Genomic DNA, 21,351 nt, shown 5'->3' with positions numbered 1-21,351 from the left:
GTGTTTTTCATAAACTCACTATGCAATAAAGTACGGGATTTTATATTTATTATACGCATCAATGGCATATAGCTTTTCAAAAAAGCGCACAGTCAAAAGGTTCTGCGCTTTTTTGATTGATATGGGAGTTAAATTGCTTGGGTATTTTCATTTAGCCAGTTTAAAACATCACCTTCTAAGTGGGGCGCTAATCGTTCTCTGACTATTTGATGGTATTGGTTCAGCCATGCTTTTTCATCATCATTTAACAACTCTAAAATAATACAGCTTCGGTTAATCGGGCACAGTGTGAGTGTTTCGAATTCTAAGAACTGACCATAAGTCGTATCATCAAAATGCTTAATTTTGTTGACGACAAGATTTTCAATTCGAATCCCATACTTTTCTTGATGGTATAAGCCTGGCTCATTAGAGCTAATCATGCCTTCACGCATCTTGGTAAAAGATGTCGCTGGCGCATAATAAGAGATGACTTGAGGTCCTTCATGAACATTCAATGCATAGCCTACACCGTGACCTGTACCATGACGATAATCCAAACCATATTTCCACAGGGTTTGACGTGTGATCGAATCTAAAAGAGGTGATTCAATGCCTTCTGGGAAGACAGTTTGAGCAAGCGCAATATGACATTTCAATACCAGCGTATAATCACGTTTTTGTTCAATACTTGTGTTTCCGATAGGGACAACTCGGGTGATATCTGTCGTACCATCTGCATACTGCGCACCTGAATCAATCAGTAACAAGCCGTCACCCGTGATTTCACTGAAACTTTCTTCAGTTGCTCGATAATGGGGTAGCGCCCCATTGGCATTAAAACCTGCAATCGTTGAAAAACTTAGTCCTAGAAAGTCCTTTTGCTTGGCGCGGAAACCAGTGATCATCTCATCGATCGTCAATTCATTGATGGATTCATTATTTGTTAGCGCTGTATCTAACCATTGAAAAAAATGGCACAAAGCAACCCCATCTTTGATCATGGCATTGCGCACATGCTGAATTTCTGAAGGGTGTTTCTGGGATTTAAATAATGTGCTGGGATTGATATCTAGAATCAAGTGATTATGGTGTTCAATCGCTTGTGTATGAGCAATCGATGTTTTTGCTGGATCAATTAAAATATTTTGTTGTTTAAGTTCGACCAAAAACTCGATGCTTGCGTTATAAGGTAAGGTTTCGATGTTATCCAAAGCAAATCTTCGCTGCATTTCAGTCGAAAGTTTTGCATCATCAATGAAAAGCACAGTTCGAGAATGATCTATATATAAGTGTGCTAAGAACACGGGATTATATTCAACATCACTGCCTCTGCAATTTAAAATCCAAGCAATATCATCGAGTGCAGAAATAAAATGCCCCGTTGCTTTTTTCTGAATAAGTTTGTGACGGATCGCTTTTATTTTTTCTAAGCGTGTTTGCGTATTAAAATCATCTGCCATTTGCCAAATGGGTTGTAGGGGCAGTGCTGGGCGTTCAGTCCAAATTTCATCAATTAAATCGAAGTCTGTTTGGATAAAGAAATTGTGTTCAATTGCAAGCGCTGATAATGCGCTATATTGTTGAGTTGAAATGGTATTTCCATTGACACAAATTTTTGCATCTTTGGCTAAATGTTGTGAAAGCCAAGACAAATGTGTTGAAGCAGGATCAGGTGTCTGCTTTTGTAAAACGTAACCTGTATTTTCCAGTTGCTGTTCGGCTTGTACCCAATATCGACCATCTACCCATAAACCTGCAAAGTTTTGAGTGACGACAATTGTGCCAACTGAACCTGTAAAGCCTGTTAGCCATTGGCGTATTTTCCAATAATCAGGTAGATACTCTGACATATGTGGATCTGCACTCATGGCGATAAAAGCATCCTGCTGATATTTCTTCATAATTGTACGAAGGTTTTCTAATTTGTTGGCAGGTGATAAAGCGTTCATACTTTTTCCAATTGCATATCAAGAGATTTTTGAGAGGGAGTCGATGATTGATTGAGTAATTTACGAATCGGTTTTTTCATTAACCATAGAACGAGTGCGCCTAGAAGTAAAGCGATGACACATCGCATAAATAGGAGGGGTAATTGCTCAACTTCATTGATAGAAACATGACCACCGATTAAACCTGCCATCAAATTCCCTAAAGCAGATGCTGTAAACCAAAGTCCCATCACTTGTCCACGAATGATGGTTGGAGCAAGTTTGGTCATTGTTGAGAGCCCAACAGGGCTTAAGCATAATTCACCTAGCGTTAAAAGCAGGAGGCTTGATGCGATCCACAATGCAGAAACAGTTCCACCATTTTGGGTGATCAAGTAACTGGCAATGCTCATCACGAGGAAACCACCCGCAGCGAGGAGTAAAGCAATAATGAATTTGGTGATATAGCTAGGGTCACGATTTTGTTTGCCCAATTTAACCCAAAGCCATGCCAGGATCGGTGCGAAAATAATAATGAAAAGTGGGTTAATCGATTGAAACCAAACGGCGGGTATTTCAAAGCCAAAGAATTGGCGGTCTGTAAAGTCTTGGGCGAAAAGATTAAAAGATGTTGGTTTTTGTTCAAATGCTGACCAGAACAGTGCAGCAGTGATAAGTAAAATAAAACAGATGATGATTTGTTTTTTCTCGGTATTATTCAAACCTGCAAAGAGCAATAGATAGCAGAAATATAAGGCAATACAAATACAAATTGTGATTGTGAAATATGTGGCGATCTGAATTGGATTGATGTTGATTATGCCAAGAGAAACTAGAGCGATAATCAGACCAACAACTGCAAGAAATCCTATGATCATTTGGGGTGCTTTAGGATTGTAATGTACAGGACGAGCCCAGTTATTTTCATTGCCACGCACATGATTAAATTGTTTTAATTGAGGCACAGTGATTAACTTAAAAATAAGTAAGGCGATTAACATTCCAACCCCACCGATGCCGAATCCCCAGTGCCAACCATGTTCTTTTACCAATAAACCAGTCAATAGTGGGGCAGTCAATGAACCTAGATTAATTCCCATATAAAAAATGGAAAATCCTGCATCACGCCGTGAATCTTGAGCCTGATATAAAGTGCCAACAATGACGGAAATACAGGTTTTAAATAAACCAGAACCGATCACAATCAAAACTAAACCAAAATAAAAAAAGAAATGTCCAAATAAGGCTGCCAATGCAATGGATAAATGTCCGAGTGCGATGATCAGTGAGCCATACCACACAGCGCGCTCTTGACCGAGATAATTGTCAGCAACCCATCCACCCAATACGGTCATTAAATACATACTGCCTGCAAATAAGCCGACAATTGCTGATGCTGTTGGACGATCTAAACCGAGACCGCCATCAGCAACTAAAGCCGCCATATAGAGGATTAATAGAGGGCGAATACCATAATAGGAAAAACGTTCCCAAAGCTCGGTAAAAAATAAACCTTTTAATGGTTTAGGGTGACCAAAAAAAGCTTGGTCTGGGTCGTGCACTTGTTTGGATAAATGTTGAGGCATCTTCAATTCCTTTGAAAATGTATGATTAAAAATTTTTAAACAATATATAAAATAAAGTTATTTGTGGGTGTTTTATAAAGTAGTGATTTGTAAGCTTTATCGAGAACATATGAATTTGAGCTTTCAATACTTATTATTAATATTGTTATATTTTGATTTTTAAAAGAATTTTAAAATAAATAGATTGTGCCAGCTGGTATGAATATGTAATAAAAAACCACCCCAAAGGGTGGTCTCTTGTTCGATCTGAACGCGTAACGAATTAACGTTTGATATCGCGTTGAGTTTCGCCAGTATAAAGCTGACGAGGACGACCGATCTTGTAAGGTCCGCTGTGCATTTCTAACCAGTGGCTGATCCAACCCACAGTACGTGCAAGCGCAAAGATTACAGTAAACATTTCTGTTGGGATACCAATCGCTTTAAGGATGATACCTGAGTAGAAGTCTACGTTCGGGTAAAGTTTACGTTCAATGAAGTACGGGTCGCTTAACGCAATACGTTCAAGTTCCATTGCAAGCGCAAGTTGTGGATCATTGATACCAAGTGCACTTAACACTTCGTCACAAGTCTCTTTCATAACTTTCGCACGTGGATCGAAGTTTTTATAAACTCGGTGACCGAAGCCCATAAGTTTAACTTCTTTAGTTTTAACTTTTTCCATGAACGGCGCAACGTTTTCTACAGTGCCAATTTCATCAAGCATCTTAAGAACGGCTTCGTTTGCACCACCGTGAGCAGGTCCCCAAAGCGCAGCAATACCTGCAGCAATACAAGCGTAAGGGTTAGCACCAGTAGAACCAGCTAAACGTACTGTAGACGTAGAGGCATTTTGTTCATGGTCAGCATGAAGCGTAAAGATACGGTCCATTGCTTTAGCAAGAATAGGGTTAACTTTATAGTCACGATCTGCTGGAGTAGCAAACATCATGTATAAGAAGTTTTCAGCATAGCTTAAATCGTTACGTGGATATACGAACGGTTGACCGATAGTATATTTGTAAGTCCAAGCAGCTAAAGTAGGAATTTTAGCAACTAAACGAACTGCAGTGATTTCACGGTGATCTACGTTTTCAACGTCAAAACCATTGTGATAGAACGCAGATAACGCACCTACCACACCACACATCACAGCCATTGGATGAGCATCACGACGGAAACCATTGAAGAAACGGCTTACTTGGTCATGAACCATAGTGTGGTTGCGGACTTTGTTTTCGAAGTCTGATTTTTGTTCAGCAGTTGGAAGCTCACCGCTTAACAATAAATAGCAAGTTTCTAAGTAAGAAGCTTGAGTCGCAAGTTGAGCAATAGGATAGCCACGGTGTAAAAGAACGCCTTTATCACCATCGATGAAAGTGATTTTAGACTCGCAAGAAGCTGTCGCCATAAAACCAGGATCAAAAGTAAAGTGACCTGAAGCCAACACATCCTTAACGTCGATTACATCTGGGCCCAATGTGCCGCTGTAAATTGGTAATTCAATTTTTTTGCCATCAAGCTCTAGAACGGCTTTCTTGCCAGTTGCTGCAGACATTCAATAGATCTCCTGTCCTGGTGGATATTTTATCTAACTTGCTTAGTCATCTTGTAATGCACAAGTCAGACGGATCAAAAATTGCTATTTAGCTTAGTGAGTACTGAAATTTTGTCAATTATACTTATGGATGAAAAAGTCATGTTTTCATCTACAGTTAGTCCAACTTTAACCAGTTAGATTGAGCATCAAATTTCAGAGTCGGTCAGTATAATAAGGTAAATTCAGAGTTAGGTGCAGAAAAATAATTAGGATTGCTAGACAGGAAATGGCATTTTAGACCAATATTTTGATGTTTTTGTAAGCCAAATTCCTTAGATTCCATGTTTTAAAAACTTCTAAATTTCACGACTTACATAGCTTTTAATGTAATGGCAGTATGAAAAGCATCCAAATGAAATGATGAAATATTTATTTTCATTTTAGTGCTTAATTGATTAAAAAATAGTTTTTGCTATCTAGTTTTTGGTACAAAAAACACCCAAAACAACCGTTAAATCAGGTTTTGCATGTTGTTAAAACAAGCAAATGTGCGCAATATTGAGCAGTCAAAATTGAATTATTCACAAACTAAGTCGTTCTTTCTTATTGTAAAGCTTTAAATTAAATCACAGAATAAAATAATGACCATTAAAAATGAAAATAAAGCGATATTTAGAAGCGACATAATGGGTATCTGTATAGGGTTAAATTGAATACAGAATTTAAAATTCTAGGATAATGGTAGGAGAGGACGCTTTTGTCCGTATTGTTGTGCTTTAGTCTAAATTTATGAAAATAATATCCACCATTATGATGTCGAAAAGTATTATGTTTAAAAATCATAAAAAATAAAGAGATAGCGCTAAATGCTTGATTTAAAATATTGATATAAGCTTACAAATGAATGTAAATGATTCTTATTTGAGTGTTTTTTAAAGAAAAAGCCAATTTCGACAGTTTGTAATTTGACTGTTCACGTTTTATAATTCAGTGTCGTTTAAAGTTCAGACAATTTAACTTGTCTGACAATGCTAGCTTTCCTTCGAATTAATTCCAACAAACTCCGGATGGAGTTTTTACTTACAGGATGCCCGCTGTGAAAAGCAACAGACCTGTCAATTTGTCCATGGGTCAAGTTTTAGATGTAAACTTAAAATCCCCTGTGGCTATTGCATCAATTCTACACCGTCTTTCAGGTGTCATCGTATTTTTACTCGTACCGGTACTTTTGTGGCTTTTAGACAAGTCTTTGTCTTCGCCTGAAGGTTTTGCTCAAGTTCAAGCAATCTTTGGTGGCTTCGTTGTACGCTTCATCGTATGGGTATTTGTCGCTGGTTTATTATTCCATTTCATTATGGGTATTAAGCATCTACTTGCTGACTTAGGTTTTGCTGAAGAGTTGCAAAGTGGTCGCGTAGCAGCAACTATTGCATTAATCTTGGCTGTGATAGCAATTATCGCATCATTCGTATGGATTGTTCTCTAATGAAAAGTGCTACAGGTTTAACGGGGTCAGGTTCTCGTGATTGGTATATCCAACGCGTAAGTGCTGTTGTTCTAGCTGTTTATACTGTTGTGGTATTAGGTTGGATTCTGTGCAATGGCGGATTTAACTATGAGCAATGGTTCGGCTTTATGATGACACTTCCAATGAAGATTTTATCTTTATTGGCAGTCTTATCTCTTGTTGCGCATGCTTGGATTGGCATGTGGCAAGTATTCACTGACTATGTGACTACTCGTCAAATGGGGCCTTCAGCTTCAGGTTTACGCATCGTGTTAACTTCAGCAGTGATTATTGCTGTAATTGCATATGCGATCTGGGCAATCCAGATTTTTTGGGCGAATTGATAGGAAGATGTCATGGGCGCTTTAACCCCTAAAGAAGATTATTCAAATATTCCAAGCCAGTTCTTCGATGCAGTCATCGTTGGTGGTGGTGGTTCAGGTATGCGTGCTTCGTATCAACTTGCTCAAGCAGGTTTGAAAGTTGCAGTGCTAACTAAAGTATTCCCAACACGTTCTCATACTGTTGCGGCACAAGGTGGTATCGGTGCATCACTTGGTAATATGCAAGATGATAACTGGCACTATCACTTTTATGACACAGTAAAAGGTTCTGACTGGTTAGGTGACCAAGATGCAATCGAGTTCATGTGTCGTGAAGCACCTAAAGTTGTTTATGAACTTGAACACTTGGGTATGCCATTTGACCGTAACGCTGACGGCACAATTTATCAACGTCCGTTTGGTGGTCACTCTGCGAACTATGGTGAAAAACCAGTTCCTCGTGCATGTGCTGCTGCTGACCGTACAGGTCATGCGCTTCTTCATACGCTGTATCAAAGCAATGTGAAAATGGGTACTCAATTCTTTGTTGAGTGGATCGCATTGGATTTAATTCGTAACGAAGCAGGTGATGTACTCGGTGTAACTGCAATTGACCAAGAAACAGGCAAGATTGCAGTATTCCAAGCAAAAGCAACTTTATTCGCTACGGGTGGTGCTGGTCGTGTTTACCGTGCATCTACCAATGCTTATATTAATACGGGTGATGGTCTAGGTATGGCTGCACGTGCTGGTATTCCATTACAAGATATGGAATTCTGGCAATTCCACCCAACGGGTGTTGCTGGTGCGGGTGTATTGTTGACTGAAGGTTGTCGTGGTGAAGGTGCAATCCTTCGTAACAAAGACGGCGAACCGTTCATGGAGCGTTATGCACCAACTTTGAAAGACTTGGCACCACGTGACTTCGTATCACGTTCAATGGACCAAGAAATCAAAGAAGGTCGTGGTTGTGGTCCTAAAGGTGACTATATTCTTCTTGATATGACGCACTTAGGTGCGGACACGATCATGAAACGTTTACCTTCAGTATTCGAAATTGGTAAGAAATTTGCCAACGTGGATATTACCAAAGAGCCTATTCCAGTGGTACCAACAATCCATTATCAAATGGGTGGTATTCCAACAAATATTCATGGTCAAGTGGTTATTCCTGAAGCAGCTAAAAATGAACCAGGCTTCTATGCTGGATTTGATAAAGCAGCCAATGAATATACAACCAATGGCACAATGAATTACACAGTACCTGTAAAAGGGTTCTATGCAATTGGTGAATGTTCATGTGTATCTGTACATGGTGCAAACCGTTTGGGTACTAACTCACTTCTTGACTTGGTTGTATTCGGTAAAGCTGCTGGTGAGCACATCATTGATTATGTGACAAAACACCACGGTGATGATTATCAACCACTTCCAAATGATGTGCTTGAAAACACTTTGAAGCGTATTCGTCATTTAGATGATTCAACTTCTGGTGAAAATGCCCAAGAAGTTGCAGATGCGATTCGTGACATCGTTCAAGACCACGCAGGTGTATTCCGTACTCAAGCATTGCTTGATGAGGGTGTTAAACAAATCCTTGCGATTGAACCACGTGTACGTAACATTCATTTGAAAGACAAATCAAAAGTATTTAATACAGCACGTATTGAAGCTTTAGAAGTTGAAAACTTATATGAAGTCGCAAAAGCAACCTTGATTTCTGCTGCTGCGCGTAAAGAATGTCGTGGTGCACACACAGTTGTGGATTATGAATTGCCTGCTGATGATGAGCACTATTCATATGGTCGCCGTGATGATGAGTGGATGAAACATACGTTATGGTATTCAGCAGATAATCATCTTGAATACAAACCTGTACGTTACAGCCCATTGTCTGTAGACCCAATTGAACCTAAACCACGTACATTCTAATCGGGAGAGATAAGATGAGTAGAGGTACTCGTACGTTCGAAATCTACCGCTATGATCCTGATAAGGATAAAGCGCCGTATATGCAAACTTTTAAACTAGAGTTGACAGATAAGCATCGTATGTTGCTTGATGCACTTCTAGCATTGAAAGTACAAGACGAATCATTGACATTCCGTCGTTCTTGCCGCGAAGGTATTTGCGGTTCTGATGGTGTGAACATCAATGGTAAAAACGGTCTTGCTTGCTTATGGAACTTGAACGATTTACCTGAAAAAATCGTCATTCGTCCATTACCTGGTTTGCCAGTGGTTAAAGATTTAGTTGTGGATATGAATCAGTTCTACGATCAGTATGACAAAATTCAGCCATTCCTGATCAATAATCAACCTGCGCCACCTAAAGAGCGTTTACAATCTCCAGAAGAGCGTGAACACTTAAATGGTTTGTATGAATGTATTCTTTGTGCATGTTGTTCAACTTCATGCCCATCATTCTGGTGGAACCCGGATAAATTCTTGGGTCCTTCAGCATTGTTGAATGCATATCGCTTTATCATTGACTCTCGTGATACAGCGACTCAAGACCGTTTATCACGTCTTGATGACCCATTCTCATTGTTCCGTTGTAAAGGAATCATGAACTGCGTATCTGTATGCCCTAAAGGTTTAAACCCAACAAAAGCAATCGGTCATATCCGTAGCATGTTGCTTGACCAAGCAGGTTAATACGACGTCAATAAAGAGCGCACATCCTAGATGTGCGCTCTTTTTTTTATGCAAATTCATTGAGGAGAGAGCAGGAAAAGAGAATGTTGTTTTTTATTGTGATGATTTGCGATAAAAGCGTTGAAAACAGAACAACTGACCCGATATAAATGGAGGGATAATAATTGATTATTTCTTGTATGTATTTCGCTAATTTATAGATGGTATGTGTCAAAAAAATCAATTGAAGTGGCAGATCATGTTACGATTTAACAAACCACTATATGTGAAAAAGTGACTTTGTTTTTGGTACATTTTTTCAACATAAGTGTGACTCAGATCGGTTTATAAATCTTTTTTATAGATGCCGTTTAGAACCGCTTTAGAAAAAGCAAAAAGTCTTTTGTTTTTTCTAAGTCGATTTGCAAAAAATTGCTCAGCCTCGGTTGAGTATATAAGTGAGTGATGATGCCAATGAAGGCGTTATGATTCATTGTATGCATTAGTAATAAGCTAATGTTTATAACGCCCCATGGTCATTAGTACCTGATGGGTGAATGTCAATTTACCGATTTGGCATTATCAATCATGGGAGTGCTTAAAAAGCACCCTCTAATGTTTTTGCAATAGGAAATGGGTCCACAAATGCAAGAAGTTGCTGACGCATTGCGTCTTGATACTGAACTTTCCGCTGACAGCGCAGCGTATATTGAAGAGCTTTACGAACAGTACCTTTCTTCTCCAACCTCAGTAGGTGAGGATTGGCGTCAATATTTCGATAAATTCCCTAAAGGCGACCAACCACACGGAAATATTCGTGAGCAATTCTTATTATTAGGTCGTAATTCAAGTCGTGTTCAGCCAGTGGTTCAAAGCGAAGTAAGTACTGAGCATGAACGTCGTCAAATCGGTGTATTGCAACTGATTGCAGCATATCGTAACCGTGGTCATCAAAAAGCAAAACTTGATCCACTTGGTTTGGCTAAACGCGAAGACGTGCCTGATTTAGACCTTGCTGCCCATGGTTTAACCAAGTCTGATTTAGATACGGTTTTCAATGCGGGTAACTTGGCGATTGGTAAAACTGAAGCCACTTTAGGTGAAATGGTTAACGCAATGGAAGCGACGTATTGTGCTTCTATTGGTGTAGAATATATGCACATCGTTGACACAAAAGAAAAACGTTGGATTCAACAACGCCTTGAAAGTGCGCGTGGTCAATTTGGCTTTTCAGCAGATCAAAAGAAACATGTACTTGAACGCTTAACAGCAGCTGAAGGTTTAGAAAAATTCCTTGGCAATAAATATGTTGGTGCTAAGCGTTTCGGTGTCGAAGGTGGTGAATCTTTCATTCCTATGGTGAACGAACTGATTCAACGTGCAGGTTCTGTAGGTTGTAAAGAAGTCGTTATCGGTATGCCTCACCGTGGTCGTTTAAACCTACTTGTCAATATCATGGGTAAAAACCCTGCTGATTTATTTGGTGAGTTTGAAGGTAAAGCACTGAATAAAAAAGGTTCAGGCGACGTAAAATACCATCAAGGTTTCTCTTCAAATGTAATGACACCCGGTGGCGAAGTTCACTTGGCTTTGGCATTTAACCCATCACATTTAGAAATCGTTGGACCTGTTGTTGAAGGTTCTGTACGTGCTCGCCAAGTCCGTCGTAAAGACATTGGTGGTGATGACGTATTGCCAGTGATTGTTCACGGTGATGCTGCATTTGCAGGTCAAGGTGTCAACCAAGAAACCTTCCAAATGTCGCAAACTCGTGGTTATACCGTAGGTGGTACAGTTCACATTGTAGTGAACAACCAAGTGGGTTTCACAACCTCTGATCCACGTGATGCACGTTCAACAGAATACTGTACTGATATCGCTAAAATGATTCAGGCACCGATCTTCCATGTCAATGGTGATGATCCTGAAGCAGTATTGTTTGTTTCTCAATTGGCACATGATTTCCGTCATACATTCCGTAAAGATGTTGTGATTGACATGTTCTGTTACCGTCGTCGTGGACACAACGAAGCAGATGAGCCAGCAGCAACTCAACCGATGATGTATCAAGTTATTAGCAAAAAGCCGACGACCCGTACGCTTTATGCTGACCAATTGGTACAAGAAAAAGTATTAGACCGTGCATCTGCTGATGCGATGGTTGAAAAATACCGTGAAGATCTTGAAGCAGGAAATCACGTTGCAAATGCATTGGTGCTTGAGCCAAACAAAAAAATGTTTGTTGATTGGACACCATACCTTGGTCATGACTATACCGATGATTGGGATACAACATTCCCGATTGAGCGTTTAAAAGAACTTGGTACAAAAATGCGTGAGCTTCCAGAAGGCTTCGTGATGCAACGCCAAGTTTCAAAAGTGATTGATGATCGCTTTAAAATGCAAACAGGTGAAATGCCACTCAACTGGGGTGCAGCAGAAACTCTAGCGTATGCTTCTATTCTTGATGATGGTTATTTGGTTCGTTTGACAGGTGAAGACGTTGGTCGTGGTACATTCTCACACCGACATGCAAAACTACATAACCAAGTTGATGGTTCTGTTTACATCCCACTTTGTCATATCAAAGAAAATCAACCACGTACTGCAATTTATGACTCTTTATTGTCTGAAATGGCGGTTCTTGCATTCGAATATGGTTATGCAACAACATTGCCAAAAAGCTTAGTGATTTGGGAAGCTCAGTTCGGTGACTTTGCAAACTGTGCGCAAGTGGTAATTGACCAATTTATCTCATCTGGTGAAACCAAATGGGAGCGTGTTTGTGGTTTAACACTTCTTCTTCCACATGGTTTCGAAGGTCAAGGTCCAGAGCATTCATCTGCACGTCTTGAACGTTTCTTACAGTTATGTGCCGAAGAAAACATGCAAGTGATTACACCAACAACACCTGCACAGATTTTCCATGCAATGCGTCGTCAAGCGGTACGTCCAATCCGTAAACCGCTGATTGTGACTTCGCCTAAATCATTGCTTCGTCACAAACTTGCAACATCTACTTTAGATGAGCTTGCAACTGGTACGTTCCAGACTGTGATTGATGAAGTGGATCAAATCAACAAACAAGATGTAACACGTGTTGTACTTTGTGGTGGTAAAGTTTATTACGACTTACTTGAAAAACGTCGTGAAGAAAATTTGAACATTGCAGTTGTACGTGTTGAACAGTTATATCCGTACCCAGAAAAACGTCTTGCAGAAGTTCTTGCGACATATCCAAACGTGAAAGAACTCGTTTGGTGTCAAGAAGAACCGAAAAACCAAGGCGCATGGTTGTTCATTGCTCCTCGTTTATATGAAGGTGTAATGAAATCTGGTCTACAAGTTCAAATTAGCTATGCAGGACGCGAAGCTTCAGCTGCACCTGCATGTGGCTCACCATATTTGCATGCAAAACAACAAGCTCAGCTCGTAAATGACGCTTTAGCGATCGTGGCTGATCAATCAGGAGAATCTAAATAATGGCAACCGAAATTAAAGCACCTGTGTTCCCAGAGTCAGTTGCTGACGGAACAATCGCAACTTGGCACAAACAACCAGGTGAAGCAGTATCACGTGATGAAGTGATCTGTGATATTGAAACGGATAAAGTTGTTTTAGAAGTTGTTGCTCCTGCTGATGGTTCTATTTCTGCAATCATCAAAAATGAAGGTGATACAGTTCTTTCTGCTGAAGTAATCGCAACATTTGAAGAAGGTGCAGTTTCTGGTGCAGCTCAAACTCAAGCAGTTCAATCTGAAGAGAAAGTTGAGCAAGCTGCTGCACAAACTCAAGCAGGTAATGCACCTGTTGTTGAGCGTGCTCAAGTCCAAGATCAAGCACCTGCAGTACGTAAAGCACTTACTGAAACAGGTATTGCTGCTGCAGATGTTGATGGTACTGGTCGTGGTGGTCGCATCACCAAAGAAGATGTTGCCAATCATCAAACTAAACCAGCTGCTGCTCCTGCAACCCCATTGAGTGTTGCTGTAGGTGAGCGTATCGAGAAACGTGTTCCAATGACGCGTTTACGTAAACGTGTTGCTGAGCGCCTTCTTGCTGCAACTCAGCAAACTGCAATGTTGACTACGTTTAACGAAGTGAACATGAAGCCAATCATGGAAATGCGTAAGCAATACAAAGATGCTTTCGAAAAACGTCATGGTGCACGTCTAGGCTTTATGTCATTCTTCGTTAAAGCTTGTACTGAAGCGCTTAAACGTTATCCAGCTGTAAATGCATCAATTGATGGCGATGACATCATCTATCATGGTTATTATGATATCGGTGTTGCGGTTTCTTCTGATCGTGGTCTTGTTGTTCCAGTTCTTCGTGATACTGACCGCATGAACTATGCTGAAGTTGAATCTGGTATTGGTGCATATGCTGCTAAAGCACGTGAAGGTAAATTGTCTATCGAAGAAATGACTGGTGGTACGTTCACAATTACCAACGGTGGTACTTTCGGTTCATTACTTTCAACGCCTATTTTGAACCAACCACAAACTGCAATCTTAGGTATGCACAAGATCCAAGAGCGTCCTATGGCAGTGAATGGTCAAGTTGAAATTCTTCCAATGATGTATTTAGCGCTTTCTTATGACCATCGTATGATTGATGGTAAAGAAGCTGTTGGTTTCTTGGTAACGGTTAAAGAGTTACTTGAAGAGCCAGCTAAACTTATCCTTGACCTTTAATTCTTTAGAATAACATCACAAGCTTAGGGCGATCCTCTAGGCTTGTTCTTGGAGATAAGCATGTCTCAACAGTTTGATCTTGTTGTAATCGGCGGTGGACCAGGTGGTTATGAAGCGGCAATTCGCGCTGCACAACTTGGTTTTAAAGTTGCGTGTATCGAAAAACGTGTACACAAAGGTAAGCCATCTTTAGGTGGTACTTGCTTGAACGTGGGATGTATTCCTTCTAAAGCATTATTAGATTCTTCACATCACTATGAAGACACACTTCATGGCTTAGATGTACACGGAATCTCAGTTGAAAATGTACAACTTGATCTTCAAAAGCTTCTTGCTCGTAAAGACAAAGTTGTTGACAATTTAACTGGCGGTGTTGCGCAGCTCCTTAAAGGAAACGGCATCGAATGGTTACAAGGTACTGGTAAATTACTTGCGGGTAAAAAAGTTGAATTTACACCATTAGAAGGTGGTGACGTTCAAGTTTTAGAGCCTAAATATGTGATTCTTGCGACTGGTTCTGTTCCTGTAAATATTCCAGTTGCAAAAGTAGATGAAGACTTAATTGTTGACTCTACTGGTGCACTTGAATTCCAAGAAGTACCTAAGCGTTTAGGTGTGATTGGTGCTGGTGTAATTGGTCTAGAACTTGGTTCAGTATGGCGTCGTCTGGGTTCTGAAGTTGTTGTGTTTGAAGCATTAGATACATTTTTACCAATGGCGGACAAAGCTTTGGCAAAAGATTATCAAAAACTTTTAACGAAACAAGGTTTAGATATTCGTATTGGCGCTAAAGTTTCTGGTACTGAAATCAACGGTCGTGAAGTGACTGTACAGTACAACCAAGCTGGTGAAGACAAAACTCAAACTTTTGACAAATTGATTGTTTGTGTGGGTCGTAAAGCATATGCAGAAGGTTTGTTGGCTGAAGATTCAGGCATTAAATTGACTGAGCGTGGTTTGGTTGAAGTAAACGATTGGTGTGCAACATCTGTTGATGGTGTATATGCGATTGGTGACTTGGTGCGTGGTCCAATGCTTGCACATAAAGCAATGGAAGAAGGTGTAATGGCTGTTGAGCGTATGCACGGTCATGCTGCACAAGTAAACTATGACACCATTATTTCTGTGATCTATACACATCCTGAAGCGGCTTGGGTGGGTTTAACTGAAGAACAGGCTAAAGAAAAAGGTCACGAAGTTAAAACTGGTCAATTCCCGTTTGCTGTGAATGGTCGTGCTTTAGCTGCAAATGAATCAGCAGGTTTTGTGAAATTCGTTGCGGATGCTAAAACAGATCGTTTATTGGGTATGCATATCATCGGTCCTGGCGCTTCAGACATCGTACACCAAGGTATGATTGCGCTTGAGTTTGTATCTTCTGTAGAAGATTTACAATTGATGACTTTCGGTCACCCAACATATTCAGAAGTCGTTCACGAAGCTGCTCTTGCAGTTGATGGTCGTGCGATTCACGCCATCCAACGTAAACGTAAATAAAACAAAAAAGAGCGGTTTCGACCGCTCTTTTTACTTTTGATGGTTGTTTTTAATTGAATAATCATCTAAGAATACAACAACAATTTTTAATAAATGCCAATAGTTATTGTGATGGAAGTCTAGGTATTGGTGTGTCATAACAATGTGAAAAGTAGTAAAAGGTAAAAGATGAATCTACATGAGTATCAAGCGAAAGCGCTGTTGAAAAAATATGGTATGCCAGTTCAAGAAGGCATTTTAATCACTACTCCAGAAGAAGCATCAGCAGCATTTGACCAGATTAGTGGCAAATTCGCGGTGATGAAAGCCCAAGTTCATGCAGGTGGTCGTGGTAAAGCGGGTGGTGTGAAAGTTGTTAAGTCAAAAGAAGAAGCAGCTGAATACGCAAAAAATTTATTAGGTACGCGATTAGTCACCTATCAAACTGATGCAAATGGTCAGCCTGTAAATAGTATTCTTGTTTGTGAAGATGTATACCCAGTAGAGCGTGAATTGTACCTCGGTGCAGTTGTCGATCGTTCTAGCCGTCGAGTGACCTTTATGGCGTCGACTGAGGGTGGTGTGGAAATTGAAAAAGTTGCAGAAGAAACACCAGAAAAAATTATTAAAGTTGAAGTTGATCCATTGGTAGGTTTATTGCCTTTCCAAGCACGTGATGTTGGCTTCCAATTGGGTCTTAAAGACAAACAAATCAATCAGTTTGTAACGATTATGACGGGTGCATATAAAGCATTTGTTGAAAATGATTTTGCATTGTTTGAAATTAACCCACTTTCAGTTCGTGAAAATGGTGAAATTTTGTGTGTAGATGCAAAAGTTGGCATTGATTCAAATGCGTTATATCGTTTACCTGAGATTGCTGCAATGCGCGACAAATCTCAAGAAAATGAACGTGAGCTAAAAGCATCTGAATTTGATCTAAACTATGTTGCATTAGAAGGTAACATTGGTTGTATGGTGAATGGTGCAGGTCTTGCGATGGCGACCATGGACATTATCAAACTGTACGGTGGTCAGCCTGCTAACTTCCTTGATGTGGGTGGCGGTGCGACGAAAGATCGTGTTATTGAAGCATTCAAAATCATTCTTTCAGATAGTTCAGTGCAAGGTGTATTGATCAATATCTTTGGTGGTATTGTTCGTTGTGACATGATTGCTGAAGCGATTATTGCAGCGGTTCAAGAAGTAAATGTGACTGTGCCTGTGGTTGTTCGTTTAGAAGGGAACAATGCAGAGTTAGGTGCAAAATTACTTGATGAATCAGGTTTAAAATTAATTTCTGCAAACGGTTTGGCCGATGCGGCAGAAAAAGTTGTTGCTGCAGTGAAAGCGTAAGGAGTATCAATCATGAGCGTATTAGTAAATAAAGACACAAAAGTATTGGTACAAGGCTTTACGGGTAAAAATGGTACATTCCATTCTGAGCAATCAATCGCATATGGCACAAAAGTTGTTGGTGGTGTAACACCAGGTAAAGGTGGTCAAACGCATATCGGTTTGCCTGTATTTAATACGATGCGTGAAGCAGTAAAAGAGACAGGTGCTAATGCAACCTCGATCTATGTTCCAGCTCCATTTGTATTGGACTCAATCGTTGAAGCGATTGATTCAGGTATTGAATTGATCGTTGTGATCACTGAGGGCGTTCCGACTTTAGACATGCTTAAAGCAAAACGTTACCTTGAAACTTATGGTAATAATGCTCGTTTAATCGGTCCTAACTGTCCAGGGATTATCACACCGGGTGAATGTAAGATCGGGATCATGCCAGGTCATATCCATCAGCCAGGTAAAATCGGGATTATTTCACGTTCTGGTACATTGACTTATGAAGCAGTTGCACAAACAACCAAGCTTGGTCTAGGTCAGTCGACTTGTATTGGTATCGGTGGTGACCCAATTCCGGGTATGAACCAAATTGACTGCTTAAAACTTTTCCAAGAAGATCCACAAACTGAAGCAATCATTATGATTGGTGAGATTGGTGGTTCTGCGGAAGAAGAAGCTGCTGAGTATATCCAGTCAAATGTCACTAAACCAGTGGTGGGTTATATCGCTGGTGTTACTGCGCCTAAGGGTAAACGTATGGGACATGCTGGTGCGATTATCTCTGGTGGTAAAGGTACTGCTGAAGAGAAATTCGCTGCATTTGAAAAAGCAGGCATGGCATATACGCGTAGTCCTGCTGAACTCGGTTCAACAATGCTTGATGTATTGAAAAAGAAAGGTTTGGCTTAATCCCAGTATTTCAAAAATGATCTAAAAATGAGAGCCTTAAGGCTCTCATTTTTGTTTTAACTATTTATTATATTTGCTTCAATCTTCGCTATATCATTAACCTTTGACTAAGCCACCGTCAACGATGAGGTTTTGTCCTGTCACTGCTTTAGACCAAGGCGATAAAAATAACAATATTGCATCTGCAAACTGCTCAGGGGTTGTGACTTCTTGTAATGGTGTCGATGCAGCAATTAAGTCAAAGACTTGATCTGGTGTTGCACTACTGGCATCAGTCTTACGTAATAGACCACCTGAAAGCATATTGACATTGATTCCATACTGCCCAAGATCATGTGATGTTGTTCGAGTAAAAGCCAAAAGTGCTGCTTTCGCTGCTGTATAATCATGATATGGAACCACAGGATTTTGTACGAGGTTTGTTCCAATATTAATAATACGACCAAAATGATCTTTCTTCATATCTTCTAAGGCAGCTTGAGTTGTATTTAAAGCTGCTTTAACAGCACTATCTAATTGCTGTTGCATGCTATGCCAACTCAGCGCTTCGACTTTAGGACGTAAGTCTCCATCAAATTTAAAAGATAAAAGTGCATTATTAATGACTGAAGTAATTGCATGCCCATAATGCAATTTAGCTTTTTTGAACATCAAGTTCACTTGGTCTTCGTCAGTCACATCTGCCTTGTAAATAAATACTTGTTCAGCATGTTCTCTGGCAAGTTGTTGTGCGGATTCTTCGCTATTGAAATAGTTCACAACAACCCTTGCACCTTCTCGTATTAAAGCATGAGTAATGGCAAGACCTAAGCCACGTGCACCACCCGTAACGAGAATAATTTGATCACGTATTTCCATGCGAATCATCCACTGAATTGAAATAAGTTAGAGTTTAGCATTTTTATGCTAAGCATTTAAAATGGGTTAATCTTGTATAAATTTTAGTATTTTATTTTAAATATTAGCCTAAAGGCTTTTGCATTAGTTAAACAATGATCAACATTTCATAGTTGAAAAAGTTTCACTACTTCTAAGAAATTATTTTAAAAGCATCATTTCCTAAGAACAACAAAATTATAGATATAAGCGCCGAAATTCTCTTGTGTATTTACGACAAGATGGTGGGTATAACAAAGATGGATGTTTGGTTAAAAGTAAACTTATATTTTTTAACATTTCATTCTTAGATTATTTGAATTTGATTGTTTATTTAATGTGTTTTGGTTTGCATTAATTTTGAATATTGTGTTCTATTTAATATTAAAAATTAAATGTATTTTATAACGATGATTATTTAATTTAATAGATTATTAAATTTGATAAAAACAATAAATAATAAGGTGTTGAAAAATATTGATTTAAATTATTTTATTTAATTTTTGATTAATTTTTTTTATAAAATCATTAAAAAACATGAGTATATGTTGTGACTTTTTATATTAGTTATTTTGTTTAGTGCGTTTTATATTTCAATAATAAAATACTAAAAAATAGTTCAATTCAATTAAGAGTGCTCTCAAAAACGTTGCAAATAAAAACATGAAATTCAAAACATTTAATGAAATTATAAAGGGAAAAAATTATGTTAAATATTCAAATAGTTTCTAAAGAAACTCATCAGGTTTTAGACTTAAAGGGCTCAACCGATGTGAAGTTGGTTGAAAATTCAGTTGTTATTATTAATGTGAAAAAAGAAGATATTGCATCAACAGAAAGAGTGGGAAATGCATTGGTCATTCTGTTAAAAAGTGGTGAGAAAATTTCAATTGAGAATTTTTTTGCTAGCCATTCAGATAATGACATTGTTTTAAAAGATGACCAGAATAAATTATTTTTGTTGGAATTAAATCAAACACAAGATGTTTTAGAAACTGTAAACTATATTTCTATCAATGATATAGAACCACTTTTATATCATGATGCAAATATTGAGATTCTACCTTGGGTGATTGGTGGTGCTTTAGGTATAGGTGCTATTGCTGCTATAGCCAATAACGATTCATCCAGTGATAAAAAAAATGGAGATGTGACTCCACCCAATCAACCGCTTGTTCATTCGACTAATGGTCGTTTAATTACAGGAACAGCAGAGGCAGGAAGCACAGTAAATATTACTGATAGTTCAGGTAAAGTCATCGGTACTACAACAGCAGGACCAGATGGTAAATTTACTTTTACACCAACAACACCTATTCCAGATGGTACAACGCTGAAAGTAACGGCTGTAGATGCATCGGGAAATGTTAGTCCGCCTGCGCAAGTGATTGTTGATAGTACTGCACCAGCTCAACCCATCGTTGATCCTACAGACGGTAGTCCAATTACAGGGACAGCAGAAGCAGGAAGTACGGTAAATATTACTGATAGTTCAGGTAAAGTCATTGGTACTACAACAGCAGGACCAGACGGTAAATTTACATTTACACCAACAACATCTATTCCAGATGGTACAGCGCTTAAAGTGACCGCTGTAGATGCATCGGGAAATGTTAGTCCGCCTGCGGTAGTAATAGTAGATAGTACAGCACCAACAGTCATTATTAGTATGAGTGATACGATTCTAACTATAGGTGAATCAGCGCTTGTAACGTTTAGTTTTAGTGAGATCGTAAAAAACTTTGGTAATGATGATATCTTGGTATCAAATGGGACGTTAAGTCCAGTAAGCAGTAATGATGGTGGTCTAACTTGGACAGCCATTTTCACACCCAACGCAAATTTCTTGGCAAGCAATAATAAAATTAGTGTGATTGCAGGAAGTTTTACAGATATTACAGGTAATGTTGGTATTGGTGGTGTTGGTCCCAACTTTGCTATCAATACTACAACTGCCTCAGCAGCACCAGTGGTCAATGTCACAGGCAATCCAGATGGTTCGGTGAGTGTCAGTGGCACAGCTGAGCCAAACAGCAACATTGAAATTCGCTATCCAGATGGCAGTACTGTGACGACGCCTGTGGACAGTTCAGGTAATTATGGACCTGTGACTTCTGCAATCAACCAACCGACAGGTACGGTGAGTGGCACAGTGACCGATGCTTCAAGCAACACTGGACCAAGTACCAGTACCAACTATGTTGACAACATTGATCCAGCAGCGCCAGTGGTCAATGTCACAAGCAATCCAGATGGTTCGGTAAGTGTCAGTGGCACGGCTGAGCCAAACAGCAACATTGAAATCCGCTATCCAGATGGCAGCACTGTTACGACGCGGTGGACAGTTCCGGTAATTACGGACCGGTGACCTCTGCGATCAACCAACCGACAGGTACGGTGAGTGGCACAGTGACTGATGCTTCAGGCAACACTGGACCAAGTACCAGTACCAATTATGTTGACAACATTGTGCCAACACAAATCGCAACGATTACAGGTGTAAATGACAATGTCGTCCCAAATACGGGTCATATAGATAACGCTGGATATAGTAATGACACA

The 21,351-nt window shown here is 39.5% G+C and carries 15 protein-coding genes; 11 read left to right on the top strand and 4 right to left on the bottom strand.

Going from position 1 to position 21,351, the window contains the following annotated elements:
• Nucleotides 1–128: 128 nt before the first annotated feature.
• From ACINWC743_RS08220 to gltA, 3 genes are all read right to left on the bottom strand, one after another.
• Nucleotides 129–1,931: an aminopeptidase P family protein gene (locus ACINWC743_RS08220; RefSeq protein ID WP_009585082.1), complete on the bottom strand. Its 1,803-nt coding sequence runs from the start codon at nt 1,929–1,931 to the stop codon at nt 129–131.
• Nucleotides 1,928–3,496 (bottom strand): peptide MFS transporter, encoded by a 1,569-nt coding sequence (locus tag ACINWC743_RS08215; protein ID WP_009585090.1) that lies wholly within the window; start codon nt 3,494–3,496, stop codon nt 1,928–1,930. The genes ACINWC743_RS08220 and ACINWC743_RS08215 overlap by 4 nt, the downstream gene beginning before the upstream one ends.
• 262 nt (nt 3,497–3,758) lie before the next feature.
• Complete coding sequence (gene gltA / locus ACINWC743_RS08210; protein WP_004829431.1) at nt 3,759–5,033, bottom strand: citrate synthase; 1,275 nt, start codon at nt 5,031–5,033, stop codon at nt 3,759–3,761.
• A 1,078-nt stretch (nt 5,034–6,111) separates the two neighbouring features.
• Here gltA and sdhC point away from each other — a divergent pair.
• From sdhC to sucD, 9 genes are all read left to right on the top strand, one after another.
• Entirely contained in the window at nt 6,112–6,501 is a 390-nt protein-coding gene (gene sdhC / locus ACINWC743_RS08205; protein WP_004829430.1) for a succinate dehydrogenase, cytochrome b556 subunit, read from the top strand.
• Nucleotides 6,501–6,866 (top strand): succinate dehydrogenase, hydrophobic membrane anchor protein, encoded by a 366-nt coding sequence (sdhD, locus tag ACINWC743_RS08200; RefSeq protein WP_004717289.1) that lies wholly within the window; start codon nt 6,501–6,503, stop codon nt 6,864–6,866. The genes sdhC and sdhD overlap by 1 nt, the downstream gene beginning before the upstream one ends.
• Nucleotides 6,867–6,878: 12 nt before the next feature.
• The gene (locus ACINWC743_RS08195) at nt 6,879–8,777 is read left to right on the top strand and encodes an FAD-dependent oxidoreductase (RefSeq protein WP_005032935.1); all 1,899 of its coding nucleotides are present in this window, start codon (nt 6,879–6,881) and stop codon (nt 8,775–8,777) included.
• Between the two features lie 14 nt (nt 8,778–8,791).
• Entirely contained in the window at nt 8,792–9,502 is a 711-nt protein-coding gene (locus ACINWC743_RS08190) for a succinate dehydrogenase iron-sulfur subunit (RefSeq protein ID WP_004829428.1), read from the top strand.
• A 624-nt stretch (nt 9,503–10,126) separates the two neighbouring features.
• Nucleotides 10,127–12,964 (top strand): 2-oxoglutarate dehydrogenase E1 component, encoded by a 2,838-nt coding sequence (locus tag ACINWC743_RS08185; protein ID WP_005032931.1) that lies wholly within the window; start codon nt 10,127–10,129, stop codon nt 12,962–12,964.
• Nucleotides 12,964–14,178 carry a 2-oxoglutarate dehydrogenase complex dihydrolipoyllysine-residue succinyltransferase gene (odhB, locus tag ACINWC743_RS08180; RefSeq protein WP_004829426.1) on the top strand — a complete coding sequence of 405 codons (1,215 nt, stop codon included), beginning with the start codon at nt 12,964–12,966 and terminating at the stop codon, nt 14,176–14,178. The genes ACINWC743_RS08185 and odhB overlap by 1 nt, the downstream gene beginning before the upstream one ends.
• Nucleotides 14,179–14,238: 60 nt before the next feature.
• Nucleotides 14,239–15,675, top strand: a complete 1,437-nt coding sequence (gene lpdA, locus ACINWC743_RS08175) for a dihydrolipoyl dehydrogenase (protein ID WP_005032929.1) — start codon at nt 14,239–14,241, stop codon at nt 15,673–15,675.
• A 168-nt stretch (nt 15,676–15,843) separates the two neighbouring features.
• Complete coding sequence (gene sucC, locus ACINWC743_RS08170; RefSeq protein ID WP_004829424.1) at nt 15,844–17,010, top strand: ADP-forming succinate--CoA ligase subunit beta; 1,167 nt, start codon at nt 15,844–15,846, stop codon at nt 17,008–17,010.
• A 12-nt stretch (nt 17,011–17,022) separates the two neighbouring features.
• Nucleotides 17,023–17,913, top strand: a complete 891-nt coding sequence (sucD, locus tag ACINWC743_RS08165) for a succinate--CoA ligase subunit alpha (RefSeq protein ID WP_004829423.1) — start codon at nt 17,023–17,025, stop codon at nt 17,911–17,913.
• Between the two features lie 96 nt (nt 17,914–18,009).
• Here the strand turns inward: sucD and ACINWC743_RS08160 are convergent, their stop codons facing one another.
• The gene (locus ACINWC743_RS08160; protein ID WP_009585080.1) at nt 18,010–18,771 is read right to left on the bottom strand and encodes a 3-oxoacyl-ACP reductase; all 762 of its coding nucleotides are present in this window, start codon (nt 18,769–18,771) and stop codon (nt 18,010–18,012) included.
• Between the two features lie 724 nt (nt 18,772–19,495).
• On the opposite strand from ACINWC743_RS08160, the gene ACINWC743_RS08155 reads away from it, so the two are divergent.
• Together ACINWC743_RS08155 and ACINWC743_RS08150 are read left to right on the top strand one after the other, a co-directional pair.
• The gene (locus ACINWC743_RS08155) at nt 19,496–21,157 is read left to right on the top strand and encodes an Ig-like domain-containing protein (protein ID WP_009585085.1); all 1,662 of its coding nucleotides are present in this window, start codon (nt 19,496–19,498) and stop codon (nt 21,155–21,157) included.
• Nucleotides 21,127–21,351 (top strand): hypothetical protein (locus ACINWC743_RS08150; RefSeq protein WP_157432064.1); only part of this gene is annotated, 225 nt, incomplete at its 3' end. The genes ACINWC743_RS08155 and ACINWC743_RS08150, both read left to right, overlap by 31 nt.

The organism is Acinetobacter sp. WC-743, from assembly GCF_000335555.1.
GTDB classification, from domain to species: domain Bacteria; phylum Pseudomonadota; class Gammaproteobacteria; order Pseudomonadales; family Moraxellaceae; genus Acinetobacter; species Acinetobacter bereziniae.
The sequence above is the reverse complement of the archived record's forward strand: the minus strand, read 5'-3'. Positions and strand labels throughout refer to the sequence as shown.